Annotated in this window: 14 protein-coding genes; 8 read left to right on the top strand and 6 right to left on the bottom strand. The window is 71.2% G+C overall.

The annotated features are described in order from the left end of the window. Positions 1 to 83: 83 nt before the first annotated feature. Together ACIGYR_RS24490 and ACIGYR_RS24485 are read right to left on the bottom strand one after the other, a co-directional pair. On the bottom strand, positions 84 to 1,286 hold the full coding sequence (locus ACIGYR_RS24490; RefSeq protein WP_399596747.1) for an FAD-dependent oxidoreductase: 1,203 nt from the start codon (positions 1,284 to 1,286) through the stop codon (positions 84 to 86). 46 nt (positions 1,287 to 1,332) lie between these two features. Then, the gene (locus ACIGYR_RS24485) at positions 1,333 to 2,577 is read right to left on the bottom strand and encodes an ATP-grasp domain-containing protein (RefSeq protein ID WP_399598572.1); all 1,245 of its coding nucleotides are present in this window, start codon (positions 2,575 to 2,577) and stop codon (positions 1,333 to 1,335) included. A gap of 269 nt (positions 2,578 to 2,846) precedes the next feature. Here ACIGYR_RS24485 and fahA point away from each other — a divergent pair, with 269 nt between their 5' ends. The 8 genes from fahA (at position 2,847) to ACIGYR_RS24445 (ending at position 12,612) form a co-directional block, all read left to right on the top strand. Further along, a complete protein-coding gene (fahA, locus tag ACIGYR_RS24480; protein ID WP_399596744.1) occupies positions 2,847 to 4,064 on the top strand; it encodes a fumarylacetoacetase in 1,218 nt (405 codons plus the stop codon). 564 nt (positions 4,065 to 4,628) lie between these two features. Then, the gene (locus ACIGYR_RS24475) at positions 4,629 to 5,567 is read left to right on the top strand and encodes a M56 family metallopeptidase (RefSeq protein WP_391848178.1); all 939 of its coding nucleotides are present in this window, start codon (positions 4,629 to 4,631) and stop codon (positions 5,565 to 5,567) included. Positions 5,568 to 5,744: 177 nt separating this feature from the next. Then, positions 5,745 to 6,533 (top strand): GntR family transcriptional regulator, encoded by a 789-nt coding sequence (locus tag ACIGYR_RS24470; RefSeq protein ID WP_391848141.1) that lies wholly within the window; start codon positions 5,745 to 5,747, stop codon positions 6,531 to 6,533. Between the two features lie 33 nt (positions 6,534 to 6,566). Then, complete coding sequence (locus ACIGYR_RS24465; protein WP_009338563.1) at positions 6,567 to 6,794, top strand: ferredoxin family protein; 228 nt, start codon at positions 6,567 to 6,569, stop codon at positions 6,792 to 6,794. Between the two features lie 14 nt (positions 6,795 to 6,808). Next, positions 6,809 to 8,152 carry an ABC transporter substrate-binding protein gene (locus tag ACIGYR_RS24460; protein WP_399596741.1) on the top strand — a complete coding sequence of 448 codons (1,344 nt, stop codon included), beginning with the start codon at positions 6,809 to 6,811 and terminating at the stop codon, positions 8,150 to 8,152. Continuing rightward, on the top strand, positions 8,149 to 9,063 hold the full coding sequence (locus ACIGYR_RS24455; protein ID WP_391848139.1) for an ABC transporter permease: 915 nt from the start codon (positions 8,149 to 8,151) through the stop codon (positions 9,061 to 9,063). The genes ACIGYR_RS24460 and ACIGYR_RS24455 overlap by 4 nt, the downstream gene beginning before the upstream one ends. Further along, complete coding sequence (locus tag ACIGYR_RS24450; RefSeq protein ID WP_399596738.1) at positions 9,047 to 9,835, top strand: ABC transporter ATP-binding protein; 789 nt, start codon at positions 9,047 to 9,049, stop codon at positions 9,833 to 9,835. Before ACIGYR_RS24455 ends, ACIGYR_RS24450 begins: the two co-directional genes overlap by 17 nt. Before the next feature lie 11 nt (positions 9,836 to 9,846). After that, positions 9,847 to 12,612, top strand: a complete 2,766-nt coding sequence (locus tag ACIGYR_RS24445; RefSeq protein ID WP_399596735.1) for a fumarate reductase/succinate dehydrogenase flavoprotein subunit — start codon at positions 9,847 to 9,849, stop codon at positions 12,610 to 12,612. A 24-nt stretch (positions 12,613 to 12,636) separates the two neighbouring features. Here the strand turns inward: ACIGYR_RS24445 and recQ are convergent, their stop codons facing one another. From recQ to nuoL, 4 genes are all read right to left on the bottom strand, one after another. Beyond that, a complete protein-coding gene (gene recQ / locus ACIGYR_RS24440) occupies positions 12,637 to 14,631 on the bottom strand; it encodes a DNA helicase RecQ (protein ID WP_399596733.1) in 1,995 nt (664 codons plus the stop codon). A 208-nt stretch (positions 14,632 to 14,839) separates the two neighbouring features. Beyond that, positions 14,840 to 16,489: an NADH-quinone oxidoreductase subunit NuoN gene (gene nuoN, locus ACIGYR_RS24435; RefSeq protein ID WP_399596731.1), complete on the bottom strand. Its 1,650-nt coding sequence runs from the start codon at positions 16,487 to 16,489 to the stop codon at positions 14,840 to 14,842. Continuing rightward, positions 16,486 to 18,057, bottom strand: a complete 1,572-nt coding sequence (locus ACIGYR_RS24430) for an NADH-quinone oxidoreductase subunit M (RefSeq protein WP_399596728.1) — start codon at positions 18,055 to 18,057, stop codon at positions 16,486 to 16,488. Before ACIGYR_RS24430 ends, nuoN begins: the two co-directional genes overlap by 4 nt. Positions 18,058 to 18,062: 5 nt before the next feature. Continuing rightward, positions 18,063 to 20,009, bottom strand: a complete 1,947-nt coding sequence (nuoL, locus tag ACIGYR_RS24425; RefSeq protein ID WP_399596726.1) for an NADH-quinone oxidoreductase subunit L — start codon at positions 20,007 to 20,009, stop codon at positions 18,063 to 18,065.

Genomic DNA, 20,009 nt, shown 5'->3' with positions numbered 1-20,009 from the left:
GCACTTACGTGCTGTCCGCCCCCAAGTGAGTCCCGCCGAGGCGCCCATGGCGGCACTGATACGGCCCGGCACGGAGAGCGGGCTTAGCCGTGGGCCGCGGCCAGGTGGTCCGCCAGGCGCGGGGAGGCGAACTCCGTGCCGCAGACGAAGCGCATCACCGGTCCGTACGAGGCCGCCGCGGGCAGGCCGGTGAAGTACAGGCCGGGCTCGGAGGAGACGTAGCCGGGGCCGAGCCGAGGGGCGCCGCGGCTCACCTCGAGCCGGGTGCGCAGCTCGTGGCCGAGGAAGTCCATGGCCGCCATGTCGACGCGGTAGCCGGTGGCGGCGATGACGTGGTCGGCGGTGAGCCGCTCGGTGACGCCGGCATGGGTGCGGACGGTGAGCACGGGGCTGCCGTCCTTGACCTCGGCGCCCCTCACCTGCTCGACGTCCCGCACCTGCACGCCGCTCTCGAAGCGCTCGCGCAGCCACCAGGCACCGAGCGGGCCGAGGACCCGGCGGACCAGGTAGTGACGGGTGGTCTCGGGCAGGAAGCGGTAGGGGTGCGGGTAGTAGGTGAGTGCCCACAGCGACCAGGCGCGGCCGAACGGGGACTCGGGACGGAACCTCGGCTGCTTCCAGGGCGGGGCTCCGAAGGCGACCCGGCCGCGCCCGCGCGCGACCACGCGCACGCGTGCGCCCGCCTCCGCGGCGAGCGCGGCGGTCTCCAGCGCGGACTGGCCGGCGCCGACGACGATCAGCTCCTTGCCGGCGAACCGGCCGAGGTCGTGGTGCTGGGAGCTGTGCGAGACCGGGGCGGCCGGGCCGGGGCCGTCGGCCGCCGCCGACGCGAGCTCGGCCGGCAGGTGGGCGAAGCCGGACAGGCCGGTGGCGACGACGACCGCGCGCGCGGTGAACAGTTCGCCGGAGTCCAGCTTGAGTTCGAAGCCGCCGTTCGCGTGGCGGTCGACGGAGACGACCCGCACCCGTTCCAGTTCGGGGACCAGTTTCCGCTGGAACCACTCCCCGTAGGCGATGAAGGTCTCCACCGGGATGATGTCCTCGTCGGTCACCAGCCGACGGATCCCGGCCGCGTCGCAGTAGTCGGCGAGGGTGTGGCCGGGCTGAGGGCAGTCGAAGTTGGAGGCGACGGGCGTGGATTTCAGGAGCATGCCCTCGGGCATGTGGTCCCGCCAGCTCACCATGGGATCGCCGAAGACGCGGACGGGAATGCCGCGCGCTCGCAGATGAGCGGCGGTGGACAGGCCGAACGGCCCCGCCCCGATGACTGCAACCGGTCGGATCACGAAGTCCCTCCCCAGGACGCGGTGCGCCACGCTGCCGTGGCCTTGCCTACTTCGTGGATGTGCTGCCGCCGCGGCGGCTGGTCCGCCACAGCTGATAGAGGTGCTTCGTGCCCGGGCGCACGAAGCGGGCGAGCATCGTGAGGAACGGCAGCGGGTCGTCACCCGCGAACCAGGCCAGCTCCGTCCCGCTCGCCCTGGCCGGCGCGTGCGGCGTCGTGTAGCCGCTGCGGCGGTAGGCGAGGAGGGCGGGGAGGTCGATGTTCTCCACGACGTAACGGTGGCCGGCGCGCTGTTTCCCCTCCGGTACGGCGCGGCCGGTCAGGTGCAGGTGCATCGCGCGGACGACGTCCACTCCCGACTCGTTCTCGAAGAGCCGGAACTGGGCGCCCATGCGCGGGTTGAAGTCGAGGAGCTTGTACTGTCCGTCGCGCCGGTCGAAGCGCAGGTCGAGGTCGATGATGCCGGTGAAGCCGATCCGCTTGATGAAACGAGCGGCGAGGTCGGCGAGTTCCGGGTTGTCGACGACGTACGCGTTCGCCGTCATGCCGACGTGCGGTGGCCAGGAGCGGACCTTGACGCCGGTGAACATCGCGAGCGGACTGGAGTCCTGGTCGAAGCAGGCGTGCACGATCCAGTCCTCGGCCTCCTCCCGCGGCAGGTACTCCTGGAGGATCACGCCGGGATCGTCGCCCCAGTCGCGGGCCAGGCTGAGCAGTCCCGCGCGCGTGCCGATCCTCGTGGTGCCGTTCACGGCGGGCCTACGGCGCCGGACGAACGCCTCACGGTTCTTGGCCACCACCGGGAAGAGGGCCGTGTCGGCGAAGGCGACTATCTCGCCGTACGACCGCGGGAAAGCGGCCGTGGGGCTCGCGACGCCGTGCTCCCCGCACAGGTCGTGCAGTCCCTGCTTGCTGGCCAGGCGGCGGGGCAGCGCGGGGTCGACACGCGGAAAGAGAAAAGGTCCGGCCAGCTCGTCCTGGTGCTCGGCGATCAGGACGGCGGCCTCCTCGTCGGTCGGGAACAGCACGGCCGGGCGGCCGATCCGGCGGCCGATGCGCAGCAGTCCCTCGACCAGGCGGCCCGGGTCCTCCGCGCCGGTCGTCGGCCACACGAACGCCTTCCTCAGGTAGCGCGAAGAGGCCGCCGGTGTGTACGCGTCCTCGGTGACGGCGTACATGGGCACGCCCAGGCGGCCCAGGCTGCGGATCGCGCCGACACCTCCGTGGTGCAGCGGGTAGTCACCGAACTTGACGATCAGTCCGGGCACCTCACGGTCGGCGTGCACGGGCACGCTGACGGCGTTTCCGGCCACGGGTCCCCCCACGTGTCCCCCCAACGGATCGGACCCACCCCGTCCGAGTCCCAAAGGACGCTAAGCCGGAATTGCTGCCTCCGACAAGGCTTATCCGGACATTACGAACTCTTTAGACACTGTGCGAGCAACCTTTCGAGCACGTCATTGGGCACTGCCCAAGACACGCAGGACGGCCGTAACGTGTGGCTCGACCACATGGAACGCATCGCCATGCATGGCCTGGATGAGAGCGAGGCAGCACCCCCATGCCCCCCTTCGACGTCCCCGAGGGTGACCCCTTCGGTCCGCACAACCTCCCCTATGGCGTGTTCTCGCCTTCCGGCAGCACGGAGCGGAGGATCGGCGTCCGGCTCGGGAACCACGTCCTCGACGCGGGCGCCACGGCAGCGGCACTCGGCTCGCCCCATCACGCCCTGCTCGCCCGGCCCACCCTCAACCCCCTGCTGGCCGCCGGCCGCACCACCTGGTCGGAGGTACGCCAGGCCGTCACGTCCTGGCTCACCGACCCGGCGCACCGCGAGACGGTCGAGCCCCTGTTCCACCCCCTGGCCGAGGTGACCCTGCACCTGCCCTTCGAGGTGGCGGACTACGTCGACTTCTACGCCTCGGAGAACCACGCCCGGAACGTCGGCCAGATCTTCCGCCCGGACGCGGCGGACTCCCTCACCCCCAACTGGAAGCACCTGCCGATCGGTTACCACGGCCGCTCCGGCACGGTGGTCGTCTCGGGCACGGACGTCGTACGGCCCTCCGGGCAGCGCAAGGGGCCGGCCGACCCCGCCCCCGTCTTCGGCCCGTCGATCCGGCTGGACATCGAGGCCGAGGTCGGCTTCGTCGTGGGCGTACCGTCACACCTGGGCAGTCCGGTCGCGCTCGGCGACTTCCGGGAGCACGTCTTCGGGCTGTGCCTGCTGAACGACTGGTCCGCGCGGGACATCCAGGCCTGGGAGTACGTCCCCCTCGGCCCGTTCCTCGGCAAGTCCTTCGCGACGTCGGTGTCGGCGTGGATCACGCCGCTGGAGGCGCTGGAACACGCGCGCGTGGCGCCCCCGGAGCGCACGTACCCGTTGCTGCCCTACCTGGACGACTCCGCCCCCGGCGCGGAACCCGACGGGTACGACCTGCGCATCTCCGTCGCGATCAACGGCCATGTGGTCTCCGAGCCGCCGTTCTCCACCATGTACTGGACCGCCGCCCAGCAACTCGCCCACATGACGGTGAACGGCGCCTCGCTGCGCACGGGCGACCTGTACGGCTCGGGCACGGTGAGCGGCCCCGCCGAACAGCAGCGCGGCTCGCTGCTGGAACTGACCTGGAACGGCCGCGACCCCATCGAACTGCCGGACGGCAAGCGCACCTTCCTGGAGGACGGGGACGTGGTGACACTGTCGGCATGGGCACCGGGCGCGGACGGCCGCCGGGTGGGACTGGGCGAGGTCAGCGGACGGGTCGTTACGGGCTGAGCCACGACACCGCCGGCGCGCCTTGTCAGCGAGCGGGACCTCTTTCGCCGTCGCGGGCGTCGCGCGCCGCACCGGACGACCCGGGGCGGACGGGACAGTCCCCGAGCGGGCCCCCGCGCGCGGGACGGGGCACCCGGCCGCCCCCTGGCCGGTGCCCCGGTCCGCCGGCACCTGGCCCGGCTCCAGCCACGGCCCGCGAGGCGGGCCCCCTCGCCGACGCCACGGCCGCCTGCGGCTGGTCCTCGCGACGGACGGGGTACCTCGGCCTGGGTACTGCCCGCCCGGGCCTGCCGCGAACCGGCAGCGGCCTGCTGTGCCGCACCCCCGGCGAGGCGCGGGCACGCGCGCGTACCGTGAGCTGATCGGCACCAACAGTGCACCGGCTCCAACAGGCCGCTCACCCGCGCGCACCCCGGTCGGGGCGGATCGTCGCCGGCACCTGACTCACAGGGCTGTCTTCGCCATACTGGCAGTGACACGCACCCCGCGCGGCACCCGACCGTGCGCCGCGTGCCCGGCACCACCGACCCGCACGCCTCTCCGACCAGGAACCGGAGCCCCGGCATGACCGTCTGCCTGCTCCTGCTGAGCGTCGTCGCCCTGACGGCCGCCATGCCGGCGCCGCGCGCGCTGACCCGGGCGGCCTGGCCCGAGCGGGAACCCGTGGTCGCGCTGTGGGTGTGGCAGTGCCTGGTAGCCACCGTCCTGCTGTGCTGCCTGACCGCGTTGGTCCTGGGCGCGGCGGCCGTGTTCCACACCGTCCGCGACCGGGTGTTCGCACCCGCTCCGCCCTCCGTCACCGCCGCCTACGACCTTTCCACCGCACCGGTGTGGGCCGCCGCCCTCACCGTGCTGCTGGCCTGCGGAGCCGCCTGGACGACGGCGATGCTGGGCCGGGAACTGGTCGAGGCCCGCCGCAGCCGGGGCCAGGCCCGGGCGCAGCTGCGCGAACGCGCCCCAGAGTTGCCGGCCGGTCTGCCGCCGGCGCGCGGGCCGATGCTGGTGCTGGAGGAGGAGTACCCGGACGCCTGGTGGATGCCGGGACACCCGCCGCAACTGGTCGTCACCACGGGGGCTCTGCAACGCCTCACCGATCTGCAGCTGGACGCCGTCCTCACCCACGAGCGCGGACACGCCCGCGCCCACCACGACTGGCTGCTGCACCTGTCCACCGCACTGGCCACGGGCTTCCCGCGCGTACCGCTCTTCGCCCACTTCTGCGACCAGACGCACCGCCTGGTGGAGCTGGCAGCCGACGACACGGCGTCCCGGCGCTGCGGGCACCTCACCACCGCCCTCGCCCTGATCGAGCTGAACCAGCACCGGGGTGTCCTGTCCTGCGACTCCAGCCGTCGCCTCCTCGGTGAACGCGTGGACCGCCTGCTGGAGCCGCCGCCACGGCTGTTGCGCCGGCACCGGGCGCTGACGACGACGGTGGCCGCGCTGGTGCCGCTGCTGCCCCTGCTGATCACTTTCGCGCCGGGCCTGACGGCGCTGTCCTGACCACTCCGGGCCTGACCGCACGGGGCCTGACGGCGTTGCCCTGACCGTGCCGCCGGGTGGCAGATCTTGCCACGCAAGGATGTAAAAGCCCAGGTCAGCGACTTACCCAAGGGGTCGTCACCTGGCGCAACACTCCAGCAACACGCCATTCCCTACCTCGTAGGTATGGTTCCAGCCATGCCAGCCAACGACCGCCCCCGAGACCATGCCGGGCAGGGTGCCGCGACCACTGTCGCCGCCCACCGCGCACGGCGTCGGCTGCGTGCGGACCAGGCCCGGCAGCTCGCCGACCTGCTGCGCCGCCAGATCCTCACCGGCGCCTTCCAGAACGGCACCCTTCCCCACGAGTCCACCCTCGCCACCGACTACCGCGCCTCCCGCAACACCGTCCGTCAGGCCCTGGACCTGCTCCGTGCCGAGGGCCTGGTGGACCGGCTGCCCGGAGTCGGCACCGTCGTCGTCGCCCGGAAGTACCCCCACGGGCTCGACCGTCTGATGGGCCTCGCGGAAACCCTCCGCGAACACGGCCGCGTCACCAACGAGGTCCGCACCATGGGCCCCGCCCCCGCACCCGTCCCCGTGGCCGAACGCCTCCGTGTCCCGCCCGGCTCCGACGTCCTCTACATCGAACGCCTGCGTCGCCTGAACGGCCTCCCGCTCTCCCTCGACCTCACCTACATCCCACTCGACATCGGCGCCGACCTGCTCGGCGCCGACCTGGAGAACACCGATGTCTTCCGGCTCCTGGAAGCCATCACCGGCCGGCCTCTCGGCCATGCCGAGATCACCCTGGAGGCGGTCAACGCGGACGCGCATTCCGCGGCCGTACTTCAGGCTCCGCGTGGCGCGGCCGTGCTCATGCTGGAGCGCCTCACACACCTCGCCGACGGCCGCCCCGTCGACCTGGAGTTCATCCGTTTCCGCGGCGACCGCATCACCATGAGCGGCCTGCTGCACCGGTCGTAACCACCCTTGCCTGCACGTTTCCTGGAGACAGCCATGCCCTTGGTGCCCCAGCGGGCCGACGTGCCCGTGACCATCGACGAGTCGAAGTGCATCGACGGCTGCACCCTCTGCGTGGACATGTGCCCGCTGGACTCCCTCGCCATCGACGAGAGCAGCGGCAAGGCGTACATGCACGTCGACGAGTGCTGGTACTGCGGCCCGTGCGCGGCGCGCTGCCCCACCGGAGCCGTCACGGTCAACATGCCCTACCTGCTGCGGTGAGAGGTACAACCACCATGAAACGCACGGCAGTCGCCCTGTCCGCCGCCACGCTCCTGCTGCCCCTGTCCGCGTGCGGCGGCAGCGCGGAGGCGGGCAGCGGCTCCACGGTCACCGTGACAATCGGTTACCAGTCGAAGACCATCAACACCGTCACCGCGGGAACCCTGCTGCGCTCCCTCGGGTACTTCGAGAAGCAGCTCAACGCCCTGCACGACGGCCACACCTACAAGGTCGACTGGCAGGACTACGCCACCGGCGCCCCGATCACCGCCCAGATGACGGCCGGCAAGATCGACATCGGTTCGATGGGTGACTTCCCGCTGCTGCTCAACGCGGCCCGCGGAAAACAGCTCGGCAGCCCGACTCACCTGGTCTCCGTCACCGGCTACAACCTGCGCGGCGGCCTCAACACCGTCGTCACAGCCCCCGACTCCACGCTCACGTCACTGAAGGACCTGAGGGGCAAGAAGGTCTCGACGAGCATCGGCTCGGCCGCCGACGGCACCCTGGTACGTGCCCTGCAACGGGCCGGCATCGACCCGGACAAGGGGATTTCCAAGCTCAACCAGCAACCCGCGGTGGGCGCGTCCGCCCTGTCGGCCGGCAGCGCGGACGCGCTGTCACAGTTCGTCGCCTGGCCGGGCCTGCTCACCTACCAGGGCAAGGCGAAGGCCCTGTACGACGGCGCCCAGCTGAACCTGCCCACCTTCCATGGCGTCACCGCGCGCGAGGACTTCACCCAGCAGCACCCTGCCGTCCTGCAAGCCTTCCTCAAGGCGCAGGACCAGGCGACGGACTACCTCAACAGCCATCCCGTCACCGCCGCCGAGAAGGTCGCCAAGGCCACCGGCCTGCCCGCCGAGGTCGTCTACCTCTACAACGGCGCCCACGGCATCGCCACGTTCAACCCGGCGCTCTCGCCACGACTCGTCTCCGCCCTGGAACAGGACGTGTCCGTACTGAAGGCCGCCAAGCTGACCGGCGACATCGACGTGGACTCCTTCGTGGACGACCAGTACGTGAAGAAGGCCCTCGGCGCGTCGTACGCCAAGCGACTCACCACGGCGCCCCCGCCGGCCGCGAGCGAGGTGTGGGCCAAGGGCAGCGAGAAGACCCTCTCCTTCAAGTCTTCTGAGCAACTGCTGGCCTACCTGGCCGCGCACCAGGACGGCATCCGCGCCGCCTACGTACCCGACACCACGACCGGCACCCTCTGGTTCGCCGACAAGGCGGTCTGGGTGGCCGACGGCGACCGGCTGCTGCCCTTCGTCACCCCGGCAACCGCGCGGGACTACCTCTCTGCCCACGGCGGCGCGCGTACGGTGTCGTACCGCGAGGCGCTGGAGCGGGCCTCATGACCCGTCGGCCCCTGTTCCGGTATGCGCTGCGGACGGCCTCCCTTGCCGCCGCCCTCGGTCTGTGGCAGCTGCTGACCAGCCTGGACGTCGACCTGTGGCTGCGGTTCTCGCAGTTCCCGACGGTCACCGACGTAGCCCACGCCTTCGCCGACCGGCTCTCCGGCGACGACTACTGGACCGACCTCACCGACAGCCTGACCCGCATCCTGACCGGCTTCGCGCTCGCGGCCGTCCTCGGCGTGGCGGTGGGCGTGCTCGTGGCCCGCTCCCGCCTTGCCGAGGACCTGCTCGGCCCGGTGCTGGAAGTCGTCCGCCCGATCCCGGCGATCGCCCTCGTCCCGGTCGCGATCCTCATGTTCCCCTCGAACGAACAGGGCATCGTCTTCATCACCTGCACCGCCGCCTTCTTCCCGGTGATGGTCTCAACCCGGCACGCGGTGCGCGCGCTGACCCCGGTATGGGAGGAGGCGGTGCGCACCATGGGCGGCGGCCGGCTCCGCATCCTCGGCTCGGTCGTGCTGCCGGGCGCGCTGCCCGGCATCTTCGGCGGACTGTCGGTGGGGATCGGCGTGTCCTGGATCTGCGTGATCTCCGCCGAGATGATCTCCGGCCAGTACGGGGTCGGCTACCGGACCTGGCAGGACTACACGGTGGTCGACTACCCGGATGTCTTCGTCGGCATGGTCACGATCGGTGTGCTCGGCTGGATCACCTCGACGGCCGTCGAACTCCTCGGCCGCCGGCTGACCCGCTGGCTGCCCCGCACCTCGTACGTGCCCGCAGGCCGTCCCCGCGCGCCCAGGCCGCTCGCCGCCCCCGCTCGCCCCGACGGCGATCCCCAGCAGCAGCACCAGGCCGAGCAGCAGGGCCAGAACCACACCGAGGAGGCCCGCGATGAGCATCTCGTCTGAGACCGTCACCGCTCCCGCCGGGGCCGCGGCCAAGGCCCGGGGTGGCACCCGGCTCGCCTTCCGTTCCGCCGTCCTAGGCCGCCCGGACGCTCCGGTCCTCCACGGCGTCGACCTGGAGGTCGCCCCCGGCGAGATCCTCACCGTCGTCGGCCTCTCCGGCTGCGGCAAGTCCACACTGTTGCGCACGCTCGCCGGGCTGCTGCCGCCGCTGGGCGGCACGGCCGAGGTGGACGGCAGCCCGCTGACCGGGCCGTCGGCCGACCGCGCGCTGGTCTTCCAGGAGGACGCGCTGCTGCCTTGGCGCACCTTGCGCGGAAACGTCGAACTCCCGCTCGCCATCAGGGGCGTACCACGCGCGAAGCGGCGTTCCCGGGCCGAGTCGTGGCTCGCGCGGGTCGGCCTCAGCGCGCAGGCGGCGCAGTTGCCGCACCGGGTGTCCGGCGGGCAGCGCCAGCGCGCCCAGCTGGCCCGGGCGTTGGCCGACAGTCCGCGCGCGGTCCTCATGGACGAGCCCTTCGGCGCCCTCGACGCGCAGACCCGCTCCGGCATGCAGGACCTGCTGGTGGAGGTGCTGCGCGGCACGCGCGCGACCGTCGTCTTCGTCACGCACGACGTGGACGAGGCCCTCTTCCTCGGTGACCGCGTGGCCCTGCTGGGCTCCGGGCGTGTGTCCGCCGTACACGAGGTGCCGCGCCCCCGTGACCGTGCGGCCGTCGACGATCCAGCCCGAGCGGCGCTGCGCCGCTCCATCCTGACCTCGCTCGGTACCTGAAAGGCATCCTGGTGACCACCCCCGCGCCCGCCCCCCTGGAGATTCCCGCCGTCACCGACGCCGAGGAGCTGACCTGCGACGTCCTCGTCATCGGCGGCGGCACCGCCGGCACCATGGCCGCCCTGACCGCCGCCGAGCGCGGCGCGAGCGTCCTGCTGCTGGAGAAGGCCCACGTCCGGCACTCCGGTGCGCTCGCCATGGGCATGGACGGCGTCAACAACGCCGTCATCCCCGGCCGTGCCGAGCCCGATGACTACGTCGCCGAGATCACCCGCGCCAACGACGGCATCGTCGACCAGTCCACCGTCCGCCAGACCGCCACCCGCGGCTTCGCGATGGTCCAGCGGCTGGAGTCGTACGGGGTCAAGTTCGAGAAGGACGAGCACGGCGAGTACGCGGTCCGCCAGGTGCATCGCTCCGGCTCGTACGTACTGCCGATGCCAGAGGGCAAGGACGTCAAAAAGGTCCTGTACCGGCAGTTGCGGCGGCGCGAGATGCGGGAGCGGATCCGGATCGAGAACCGGCTGATGCCCGTCCGGGTGCTCACCGCCGAGGGGCGGGCCGTGGGTGCCGTCGGGTTCCACACCCGTACCGGCGCCTTCGTCACCGTCCGCGCGGGCGCGGTGATCCTGGCGACCGGTGCCTGCGGCCGGCTCGGCCTGCCCGCCTCCGGTTACCTCTACGGCACGTACGAGAACCCCACCAACGCCGGTGACGGGTACGCCATGGCCTACCACGCGGGCGCCGAGCTGACCGGCATCGAGTGCTTCCAGATCAACCCGTTGATCAAGGACTACAACGGGCCGGCCTGCGCCTACGTCGCCAACCCCTTCGGCGGCTACCAGGTCAACCGGCACGGCGAGCGCTTCGTCGACTCCGACTACTGGTCGGGGCAGATGATGGCCGAGTTCGCCGCCGAGGTCGCCAGCGACCGCGGCCCGGTCTACCTCAAGCTCAGCCACCTGCCCGAGGAGTCGGTCTCCGCGCTGGAGTCCATCCTGCACTCCACCGAGCGGCCCACCCGCGGTACCTTCCACGCCGGCCGTGGGCACGACTACCGCACCCACGACGTCGAGATGCACATCTCCGAGATCGGCCTGTGCGGCGGCCATTCCGCGTCCGGCGTGCGCGTCGACGACCACGCGCGCACGACCGTCCCCGGTCTGTACGCCGCCGGCGACCTCGCCTGCGTCCCGCACAACTACATGATCGGCGCTTTCGTCTTCGGCGACCTCGCCGGCGCGGACGCCGCACGGCACAAGGCGTACGGCGGTGAGCTTCCCGCGGACCAGGTGCGCGAGGCGCACGAACTGATCTACCGCCCGCTGCGCCACCCGGACGGCCCGCCGCAGACCCAGGTCGAGTACAAGCTGCGCCGCTTCGTGAACGACTACGTGGCACCGCCGAAGTCCGGCGCGCGGCTCTCCCTCGCGCTGGAGGCGTTCGAGCGGATGCGCGCCGACATCGACGCGATGGGTGCCCGCACCCCCCACGAGCTGATGCGCTGCGCCGAGGTCTCCTTCATACGCGACTGCGCGGAGATGGCCGCCCGCGCCTCCCTGGCCCGTACGGAGTCCCGCTGGGGCCTCTACCACGAACGTCTCGACCACCCCGGGCGGGACGACGCCTCCTGGTTCCATCATCTCGATCTGCACAAGTCCCCCTCTGGTGCGATGGAGTTCACGGCTCGTCCCGTGGCCCCCTATCTGGTTCCGGTGGCGGAGTTCACGCCTGTCGGCGGTCCCTCCCGGCAACTGGGCGAGGTCCGTGCCGAGCATGTGGCCACGGCCGGGCCGCGTGAGGTGGCGCCGGTGGCCGCGGGGCCCACGCCCGCGCGTACCGCCGGTTCCGTGGACCGGGCGGGCGCCGGCGACTCCGCTTCGCCCCGGCTGCTGGAGCTGCTGGATCTGGCCGAGGCGGAGCCCGAACTCGCCGCGGTCGAGCCCTATCTGGCCGACTCGGATCCCGCGGTCCGCCGCACCGCCGTCTCGGTGCTCACGGAGACCCTGCCGCCCGGCACCGGGCAGGCCCTCGCCCGTGCGCTCACCGATCCCGATGCCGAGGTCCGCGCGACCGCCGCCGCCTCACTGCGCGAACTCGTCGAGACGCTGCCGGCCGAACCCGCCCTGGGCGCCGCTCTCACCAGTGCGCTCACCCAGGCCGACCCGGTGGTCCGTGCCGCCGCCCTCGATGTGCTGCGAGCACTGCGGCTCGGCGAGGCCGCGGTGTTCGCGGCGGCGCTGGACGACCCCGACATCGCCGTCCGGACGGAGGCCGTGCGGGCACTCGTCTCGGTGGACGCGGTCCGGCCGCTGGCGGGCGCGGCGGACGATCCCTCCCGGGAGGTCCGCGTCACCGTGGCCAAGTCCCTGGCCACGGTCGGCTCAGGCTCCGCCGCCGCCACCGACCGGGACCTGCTGACCGCGACTCTGGACCGGCTCACCGAGGACGGCGACCCTCTGGTGCGCGGTGCCGCGCTGGGTGCGCTGGCCGCCACCGGCTGCCCGGCGTCGCTGGCTGCCCGTGCCGTGGCCGCCCTGTCCGATCCGGCCTGGCAGGTCCGGTCCGGCGCCGCGACCGCGCTGTCCGCCGCACTGGCCGACACGGCCGTGCCCGCCCTCGCCAAGGCCCTCGCCGACCCGAACGCCGATGTCCGCAAGGCGGCGGTCCTGTCCCTGAGCCGGCACCGGACCACCACCGAGGCCCGCGCGGCCCTCGCCACGGCCACGGCCGACTCGGACGCGGATGTCCGGGCCTACGCGGCGCGCGGGCTGTGAGCCCCGCACCGCGCCCGGGCCGGGCTATATCCAGTCGTCCGGCTCCGGCTCCGGCTCATCGGCCGGCTCGGGCCAGTGGGCGTCAGGAACATCGGCGTCGGCGGCGGCCGGCGCCGCCCCGTCCAGGGAAGCCAGTACCTTGAGCACGCCTTCCCCGTAGGTCGCCAGCTTCTTCTCGCCCACGCCGCCCACCGTGCCCAGTTCCCGCACCGAACCGGGCCACCGGCTCACGATCTCCCGCAGGGTGGCGTCGTGGAAGATGACGTACGCCGGGACGCCCTGTTCCCGGGCCTGCTCGGCGCGCCAGGCCCGCAGGGCTTCGAAGGCGGGGAGCAGTGCGTCGGGCAGCTCGGCCGCGACGGCCTTGGCCTTTCCGGCGCCTGCGGAGGCGCCGGTGGACCGTGACCGGGAAGCGGCCGGTTTCTTCGGCTCCTTGCGCAGCGGCACTTCGCGCTCGCGCCGCAGCACCGAGCCGCTCGCCTCCGTGAGCACCAGGGTGCCGTACTCCCCTTCGACCGCGAGGAGTCCCTGGGCCAGCAGCTGACGGATGACGCCCCGCCACTCGCCGTCGGAGAGGTCCTGGCCGATGCCGAAGACGGACAGCTGGTCGTGGTCGAACTGGATCACCTTGGCGGTGCGCTTGCCGAGCAGGATGTCGACGATCTGCATCGCGCCGAACTTCTGCCCTCGCTCCCGCTGCAGCCGCACCACCGTGGACAGCGCCTTCTGCGCGGCGATCGTGCCGTCCCAGGTCTCGGGCGGGGTGAGGCAGGTGTCGCAGTTGCCGCAGCCCGCGGCCTCGGGGTCCTGGCCGAAGTAGGCGAGGAGCTGGGCGCGACGGCACTGGGCGGTCTCGCACAGCGCGAGCATGGCGTCGAGGTGGGAGGCGGCCCGCCGGCGGAACGCTTCGTCGCCCTCGCCGGACTGGATCAGCTTGCGCTGCTGTATGACGTCGTTCAGGCCGTACGCCATCCAGGCCGTGGACGGCAGGCCGTCGCGGCCCGCCCGGCCGGTCTCCTGGTAGTAGCCCTCGATCGACTTGGGCAGGTCCAGGTGGGCGACGAAACGTACGTCAGGCTTGTCGATGCCCATGCCGAAGGCGATGGTGGCCACCACGACCAGGCCGTCCTCGCGCAGGAACCGGGACTGGTGCGCCGCACGCGTGGCCGCGTCCAGGCCCGCGTGGTACGGCACCGCCTCGATGCCGTTGGCGGTCAGGAACTCCGCGGTCCGATCGACCGAGTTGCGCGAGAGGCAGTACACGATGCCGGCGTCGCCCTCGTGCTCCTCCCGGAGGAAGGCGAGCAGCTGCTTCTTGGGGTCGGCCTTGGGCACGATCCGGTACTGGATGTTGGGCCGGTCGAAGCTGGCGACGAAGTGGCGGGCCGTCGGCAGGTTCAGCCGCTGCGTGATCTCCTGGTGGGTGGCCTGGGTGGCGGTGGCGGTGAGCGCGATCCGCGGGACGTCCGGCCAGCGCTCGCCGAGCAGGGACAGGGCGAGGTAGTCGGGGCGGAAGTCGTGGCCCCACTGGGCCACACAGTGTGCCTCGTCGATCGCGAAGACGGAGATCTTGCCGCGGGAGAGCAGATCCAGCGTGGCATCCAGGCGCAGCCGCTCCGGGGCCAGGTAGAGCAGGTCCAGCTCACCGGCCAGGAACTCGGCCTCGACCATGCGCCGCTCGTCGAAGTCCTGCGTGGAATTGACGAAGCCGGCCCGGACGCCGAGGGCGCGCAGGGCGTCCACCTGGTCCTGCATGAGGGCGATCAGCGGCGAGATCACCACGCCGGTGCCGGGCCGGACCAGGGCCGGGATCTGGTAGCACAGCGACTTGCCGCCACCGGTCGGCATGAGGACGAGGGCGTCGCCGCCCGCCACCACATGCTCGATGATCGCCTGCTGCTCGCCCCGGAAGGCGTCGTATCCGAAGACCCGGTGCAGCGTGGCCAGCGCCTCGCTGTCGGCCGCGCCCGGCCCCTCGGTCACCTGTGGCATCTCGCTGATCCCGCCCGTCACGCCCATAGTCCTGTCCCCCGTCGGTCCCCCGTGTGTCGTCTCTCGACCGCTGCCTCCACCATAGGGGTCCGGACCGACAGCCTCGGAGTTATCCACAGGCTCGCTGGATCCCTCGCGCCAAGGACACGGTCATCATCCACACGTTCGGGTACACACCGCTGCCCGGCACCCTTCGTGCCGAGGGCGCCGGGCAGCGGCATGTGCGGGGTGAGGTTCAGCGCACGAACACTCCCGCCTGGCTCGCCAGGTCCAGGAAGTACTGGGGCGCCACGCCTAGGACCAGCGTCGCCGCCACGCCCACGCCGATCGTTGTCATGGTCAGCCGGGACGGCACGGCGACGGTGGGGCCTTCCGGCTTGGGCTCGCTGAAGAACATCAGCACGATCACGCGGATGTAGAAGAACGCGGCGATGGCCGAGGAAATCACACCGATCACGACCAGCGGAACCGCGCCGCTGTCCGCCGCCGCCTTGAACACGGCGAACTTCCCGGCGAACCCGGAAGTCAGCGGGATACCGGCGAAGGCCAGCAGGAACACCGCGAACACGGCCGCCACCAGCGGGGAGCGACGGCCGAGGCCGGCCCACTTGGACAGGTGGGTGGCCTCGCCGCCCGCGTCCCGCACCAGCGTGACCACCGCGAACGCGCCGATGGTCACGAAGGAGTAGCCCGCCAGGTAGAAGAGGACCGACGACACGCCGTCCTTCGACGTGGCGATGACACCCGCGAGGATGAATCCCGCGTGCGCGATGGACGAGTACGCGAGCAGCCGCTTGATGTCGGTCTGTGTGATGGCGACGATCGCGCCGCCCAGCATGGTGATGATCGCCACGGCCCACATGACCGGCCGCCAGTCCCAGCGCAACCCGGGCAGGACGACGTACAGCAGACGCAGCAGTGCGCCGAACGCGGCCACCTTCGTCGCCGCGGCCATGAAGCCGGTGACCGGGGTGGGCGCACCCTGGTACACATCGGGCGTCCACATGTGGAACGGCACCGCGCCCACCTTGAACAGCAGGCCCATCATGAGCATGGCGCCGCCGATCAGCAGCAGCGCGTCGTTGCCCATGGTGTTGGCCAGTGCCGGGTCGACGTCGGTGACGGTGCCGTCGACGACCTGGGCGATGCGTGCGTACGACACCGAGCCCGCGTAGCCGTAGAGCAGCGCGATGCCGAACAGTGTGAACGCCGAGGCGAACGCGCCCAGCAGGAAGTACTTGACCGCGGCCTCCTGCGACATGAGCCGCTTGCGGCGGGCCAGCGCGCACAGCAGGTACAGCGGGAGGGAGAGAACCTCCAGGGCCACGAACAGGGTCAGCAGGTCGTTGGCCGCCGGGAAGACCAGCATGCCGCCGATCGCGAAGAGCAGGAGCGGGAAAACCTCGGTGGTGGTGAAGCCGGCCTTCACCGCTGCCTTCTCGCTGTCGCTGCCGGGCACGGAGGCGGCCTGCGCGGCGAAGGAGTCGACGCGGTTGCCGTGCGCCGCCGGGTCCAGGCGCCGCTCGGCGAAGGTGAACAGGCCGACCAGGCCGGCCAGCAGGATCGTGCCCTGCAGGAACAGGGCCGGGCCGTCGACCGCGATCGCGCCCATGGCGGCGATGTGCGCCTTGGTGGTGCCGAATCCGTCGGTCGCGAGCGCGACGACCGCGGCGAACGCGGCGCACAGGGCTACGACGGACACGAACACCTGCGCGTAGTAGCGGGACCTGCGTGGCACGAACGCCTCGATGAGCACCCCGACCAGTGCCGCACCGATGACGATCAGCGTCGGCGACAATTGTCCGTATTCGATCTTCGGCGCGTCGATCTTCGAGATCGGTTCGGCCGCGGTTGTCCACAGGCTGTGGACGGCTGATGCGCTCACTTGGCCGCCTCCACCTCGGGCTTGGGGTCCTTCTTGTGTACGTCGGACATGGTCTGCTTGACCGCCGGATTGACGATGTCCGTAACGGGCTTCGGATAGACGCCCAGGAAGATCAGCAGCACGATCAGCGGGGCGACGACGACCAGCTCGCGCGCGCGGAGGTCGGGCATCGCGGAGACCGCCGGTTTCACCGGGCCCGTCATCGTCCGCTGGTACAGGACGAGGGTGTAGAGCGCGGCGAGGACGATGCCGAAGGTGGCGATGATGCCGATCACCGGGTAGCGCGTGAACGTGCCGACCAGAACCAGGAACTCGCTCACGAACGGTGCGAGCCCGGGCAGCGAGAGGGTCGCGAGGCCGCCGATCAGGAAGGTGCCGGCGAGCACCGGGGCGACTTTCTGCACGCCTCCGTAGTCGGCGATGAGCCGCGAGCCGCGCCGGGAGATGAGGAAGCCGGCGACGAGCATCAGCGCGGCCGTGGAGATGCCGTGGTTGACCATGTAGAGCGTGGCACCGGACTGGCCCTGGCTGGTCATCGCGAAGATGCCCATGATGATGAAACCGAAGTGCGAGATCGACGCGTAGGCCACCAGGCGTTTGATGTCCCGCTGGCCGACGGCGAGCAGCGCGCCGTAGACGATGCTGATGAGTGCCAGTACGAGGATGACGGGTGTCGCCCACTTGCTGGCCTCCGGGAACAGCTGGAGGCAGAAGCGGAGCATCGCGAACGTGCCCACCTTGTCGACGACCGCGGTGATGAGGACGGCGACCGGTGCGGTGGACTCCTGCATGGCGTTGGGCAGCCAGGTGTGCAGCGGCCACAGCGGCGCTTTCACGGCGAAGGCGAAGAAGAAGCCGAGGAACAGCCAGCGTTCGGTGCTGGTCGCCATGTGCAGCGAGCCGCTCGCGCGGGCCTCGGCGATCTGCTGGAGGCTGAAGTTTCCGGCGACCACGTAGAGGCCGATCACCGCGGCCAGCATGATCAGGCCGCCGACCAGGTTGTAGAGGAGGAACTTCACCGCTGCGTACGACCGCTGCGTGGCGGCCGCCTCCTCGCCGTGCTCGTGGGCACGGTCCCCGAAGCCGCCGATGAGGAAGTACATCGGGATGAGCATGGCTTCGAAGAAGATGTAGAAGAGGAAGACGTCGGTGGCCTCGAAGGAGATGACCACCATCGCCTCGACCGCCAGGATGAGCGCGAAGAAGCCCTGGGTGGGCCGCCAGCGTCGGCTGCCGGTCTCCAGCGGGTCGGCGTCGTGCCACCCCGCGAGGATGATGAACGGGATGAGCAGGGCGGTCAGCGCGAGCAGCGCCACGGCGATGCCGTCGACGCCCAGCTCGTACCTGACCCCGAAGTCCTTGATCCAGGAGTGGTTCTCGGTGAGCTGGTAGCGGGTGCCGTCCGGGTCGAAGCGGACCAGGATGACGACCGCGAGGGCGAGGGTGGCGAGCGAGACGAGCAGCGCCAGCCACTTGGCGGCGGTGCGCTGTTTGGCCGGTACGGCGGCCGTGGCGACGGCCCCGAGCGCCGGGAGCGCCGCCGTCGCTGTCAGCAGAGGAAAGGACATCGGTATCAGACCGCCCTCATCAGCAGGGTCGCGGCGACCAGGAGTGCCGCACCGCCGAACATCGAGACCGCGTAGGAGCGGGCGAAGCCGTTCTGGAGTCGGCGCAGCCGTCCGGAGAGGCCGCCGAAGCCGGCCGCCGTGCCGTTGACGACACCGTCGACCAGGGTGTGGTCGACGTACACCAGGGACCGCGTCAGGTGCTCGCCGCCGCGCACCAGGACGACGTGGTTGAAGTCGTCCTGGAGCAGGTCGCGGCGGGCGGCGCGGGTGAGCAGCGAGCCGCGCGGGGCGACGGCCGGGACGGGCTTGCGGCCGTACTGGGCCCAGGCGATGGCGACGCCGATGACGAGGCAGACCATGGTGGCGCCGGTGACCGTCGCCGCACTGATCGGGGAGTCGCCCTCGCTGTGGCCGGTGACCGGCTCCAGCCAGTGCAGGAAGCGGTCGCCGATGCTGAAGAAGGCACCGCCGAAGACGGAGCCGACGGCCAGCACGATCATGGGGATCGTCATGACCTTCGGGGACTCGTGCGGGTGCGGCTCGCTGTGCTCGCCCTGGGTCTCGGCCGCGGGCTCGGCGCTCGGTGCCTCCGGGGAACGAGTGGGTTGGTTCCTCCAACGCTCCTCTCCGAAGAAAGTCATCAGCATCACGCGCGTCATGTAGAAGGCGGTGATGGCCGCGCCCAGCAGGGCCGCGCCGCCGAGGATCCAGCCCTCGGTGCCGCCCTTGGCGAACGCGGCCTCGATGATCTTGTCCTTGGAGAAGAAGCCGGACAGGCCCGGGAAGCCGATGATGGCGAGGTAGCCGAGGCCGAACGTGATGAACGTGACCGGCATGTACGTGCGCAGGCCGCCGTACCGGCGCATGTCGACCTCGTCGTTCATGCCGTGCATGACGGAACCGGCGCCGAGGAACAGCCCGGCCTTGAAGAAGCCGTGCGTCACCAGGTGCATGATCGCGAAGACATAGCCGATGGGGCCGAGACCGGCCGCGAGGACCATGTAGCCGATCTGCGACATGGTCGAGCCGGCCAGCGCCTTCTTGATGTCGTCCTTGGCGCAACCGACGATCGCACCGAACAACAGCGTGACGGCGCCGACGACGGTGACGGCCAGCTGGGCATCGGGAGCGGCGTTGAAGACGGCGCCGGAACGGACGATCAGGTAGACGCCCGCGGTCACCATCGTCGCGGCGTGGATCAGGGCCGAGACCGGGGTCGGGCCCTCCATGGCGTCCCCGAGCCAGGACTGCAGAGGCACCTGGGCGGACTTGCCGCAGGCGGCCAGCAGCAGCATCAGGCCGATCGCGGTGAGCTTGCCCTCGGAGGCGTCACCGGTGTGGCTGAGGACCGGGCCGAAGGCGAAGCTGCCGAAGGTGGTGAACATCAGCATGATCGCGATCGACAGGCCCATGTCGCCGACGCGGTTGACCAGGAATGCCTTCTTCGCGGCCGTGGCGGCGCTGGGCTTGTGCTGCCAGAAGCCGATCAGCAGGTACGAGGCGAGACCGACGCCCTCCCAGCCGACGTACAGCAGCAGATAGTTGTCGGCGAGGACGAGCAGCAGCATCGCCGCGAGGAACAGGTTCAGGTAGCCGAAGAAGCGACGGCGCCGCTCGTCGTGCTCCATGTACCCGACCGAGTACAGGTGGATCAGCGAGCCGACGCCCGTGATGAGCAGGACGAACGTCATCGACAGCTGGTCCAGGCGGAAGGTGACGTCCGCCTGGAAGCCGGCCACCGGCACCCAGCTGAACAGGTGCTTGACGAGCGTGCGGTGTTCGGCTCCCTTGCCGAGCAGGTCGACGAAGAGGATCACGCCGAACACGAAGGAGGCGGTCGACAGGAGCGTGCCGATCCAGTGGCCGACGCGGTCCAGGCGCCGGCCGCCGACCAACAGGACGGCCGCTCCGAGCAGGGGCGCCGCGATGAGCAGCGCGATCAGGTTCTCCAC

It is taken from the genome of Streptomyces sp. NPDC053076, from assembly GCF_044546845.1.
In the GTDB taxonomy this organism is placed as follows: Bacteria; Actinomycetota; Actinomycetes; order Streptomycetales; family Streptomycetaceae; genus Streptomyces.
Note: the sequence above shows the minus strand (reverse complement) of the source record. Positions and strands in the feature narration are given on the sequence as shown.

Excerpts from the sequence above, each read along its gene's own strand:
- fahA (WP_399596744.1), top strand. The coding sequence starts at position 2,847 with ATGCCCCCCTTCGACGTCCCCGAGGGTGACCCCTTCGGTCCGCACAAC.
- ACIGYR_RS24475 (WP_391848178.1), top strand. The coding sequence starts at position 4,629 with ATGACCGTCTGCCTGCTCCTGCTGAGCGTCGTCGCCCTGACGGCCGCC.
- ACIGYR_RS24470 (WP_391848141.1), top strand. The coding sequence starts at position 5,745 with ATGCCAGCCAACGACCGCCCCCGAGACCATGCCGGGCAGGGTGCCGCG.
- ACIGYR_RS24465 (WP_009338563.1), top strand. The coding sequence starts at position 6,567 with ATGCCCTTGGTGCCCCAGCGGGCCGACGTGCCCGTGACCATCGACGAG.
- ACIGYR_RS24460 (WP_399596741.1), top strand. The coding sequence starts at position 6,809 with ATGAAACGCACGGCAGTCGCCCTGTCCGCCGCCACGCTCCTGCTGCCC.
- ACIGYR_RS24455 (WP_391848139.1), top strand. The coding sequence starts at position 8,149 with ATGACCCGTCGGCCCCTGTTCCGGTATGCGCTGCGGACGGCCTCCCTT.
- ACIGYR_RS24450 (WP_399596738.1), top strand. The coding sequence starts at position 9,047 with ATGAGCATCTCGTCTGAGACCGTCACCGCTCCCGCCGGGGCCGCGGCC.
- recQ (WP_399596733.1), bottom strand. The coding sequence starts at position 14,631 with ATGGGCGTGACGGGCGGGATCAGCGAGATGCCACAGGTGACCGAGGGG.
- ACIGYR_RS24430 (WP_399596728.1), bottom strand. The coding sequence starts at position 18,057 with ATGTCCTTTCCTCTGCTGACAGCGACGGCGGCGCTCCCGGCGCTCGGG.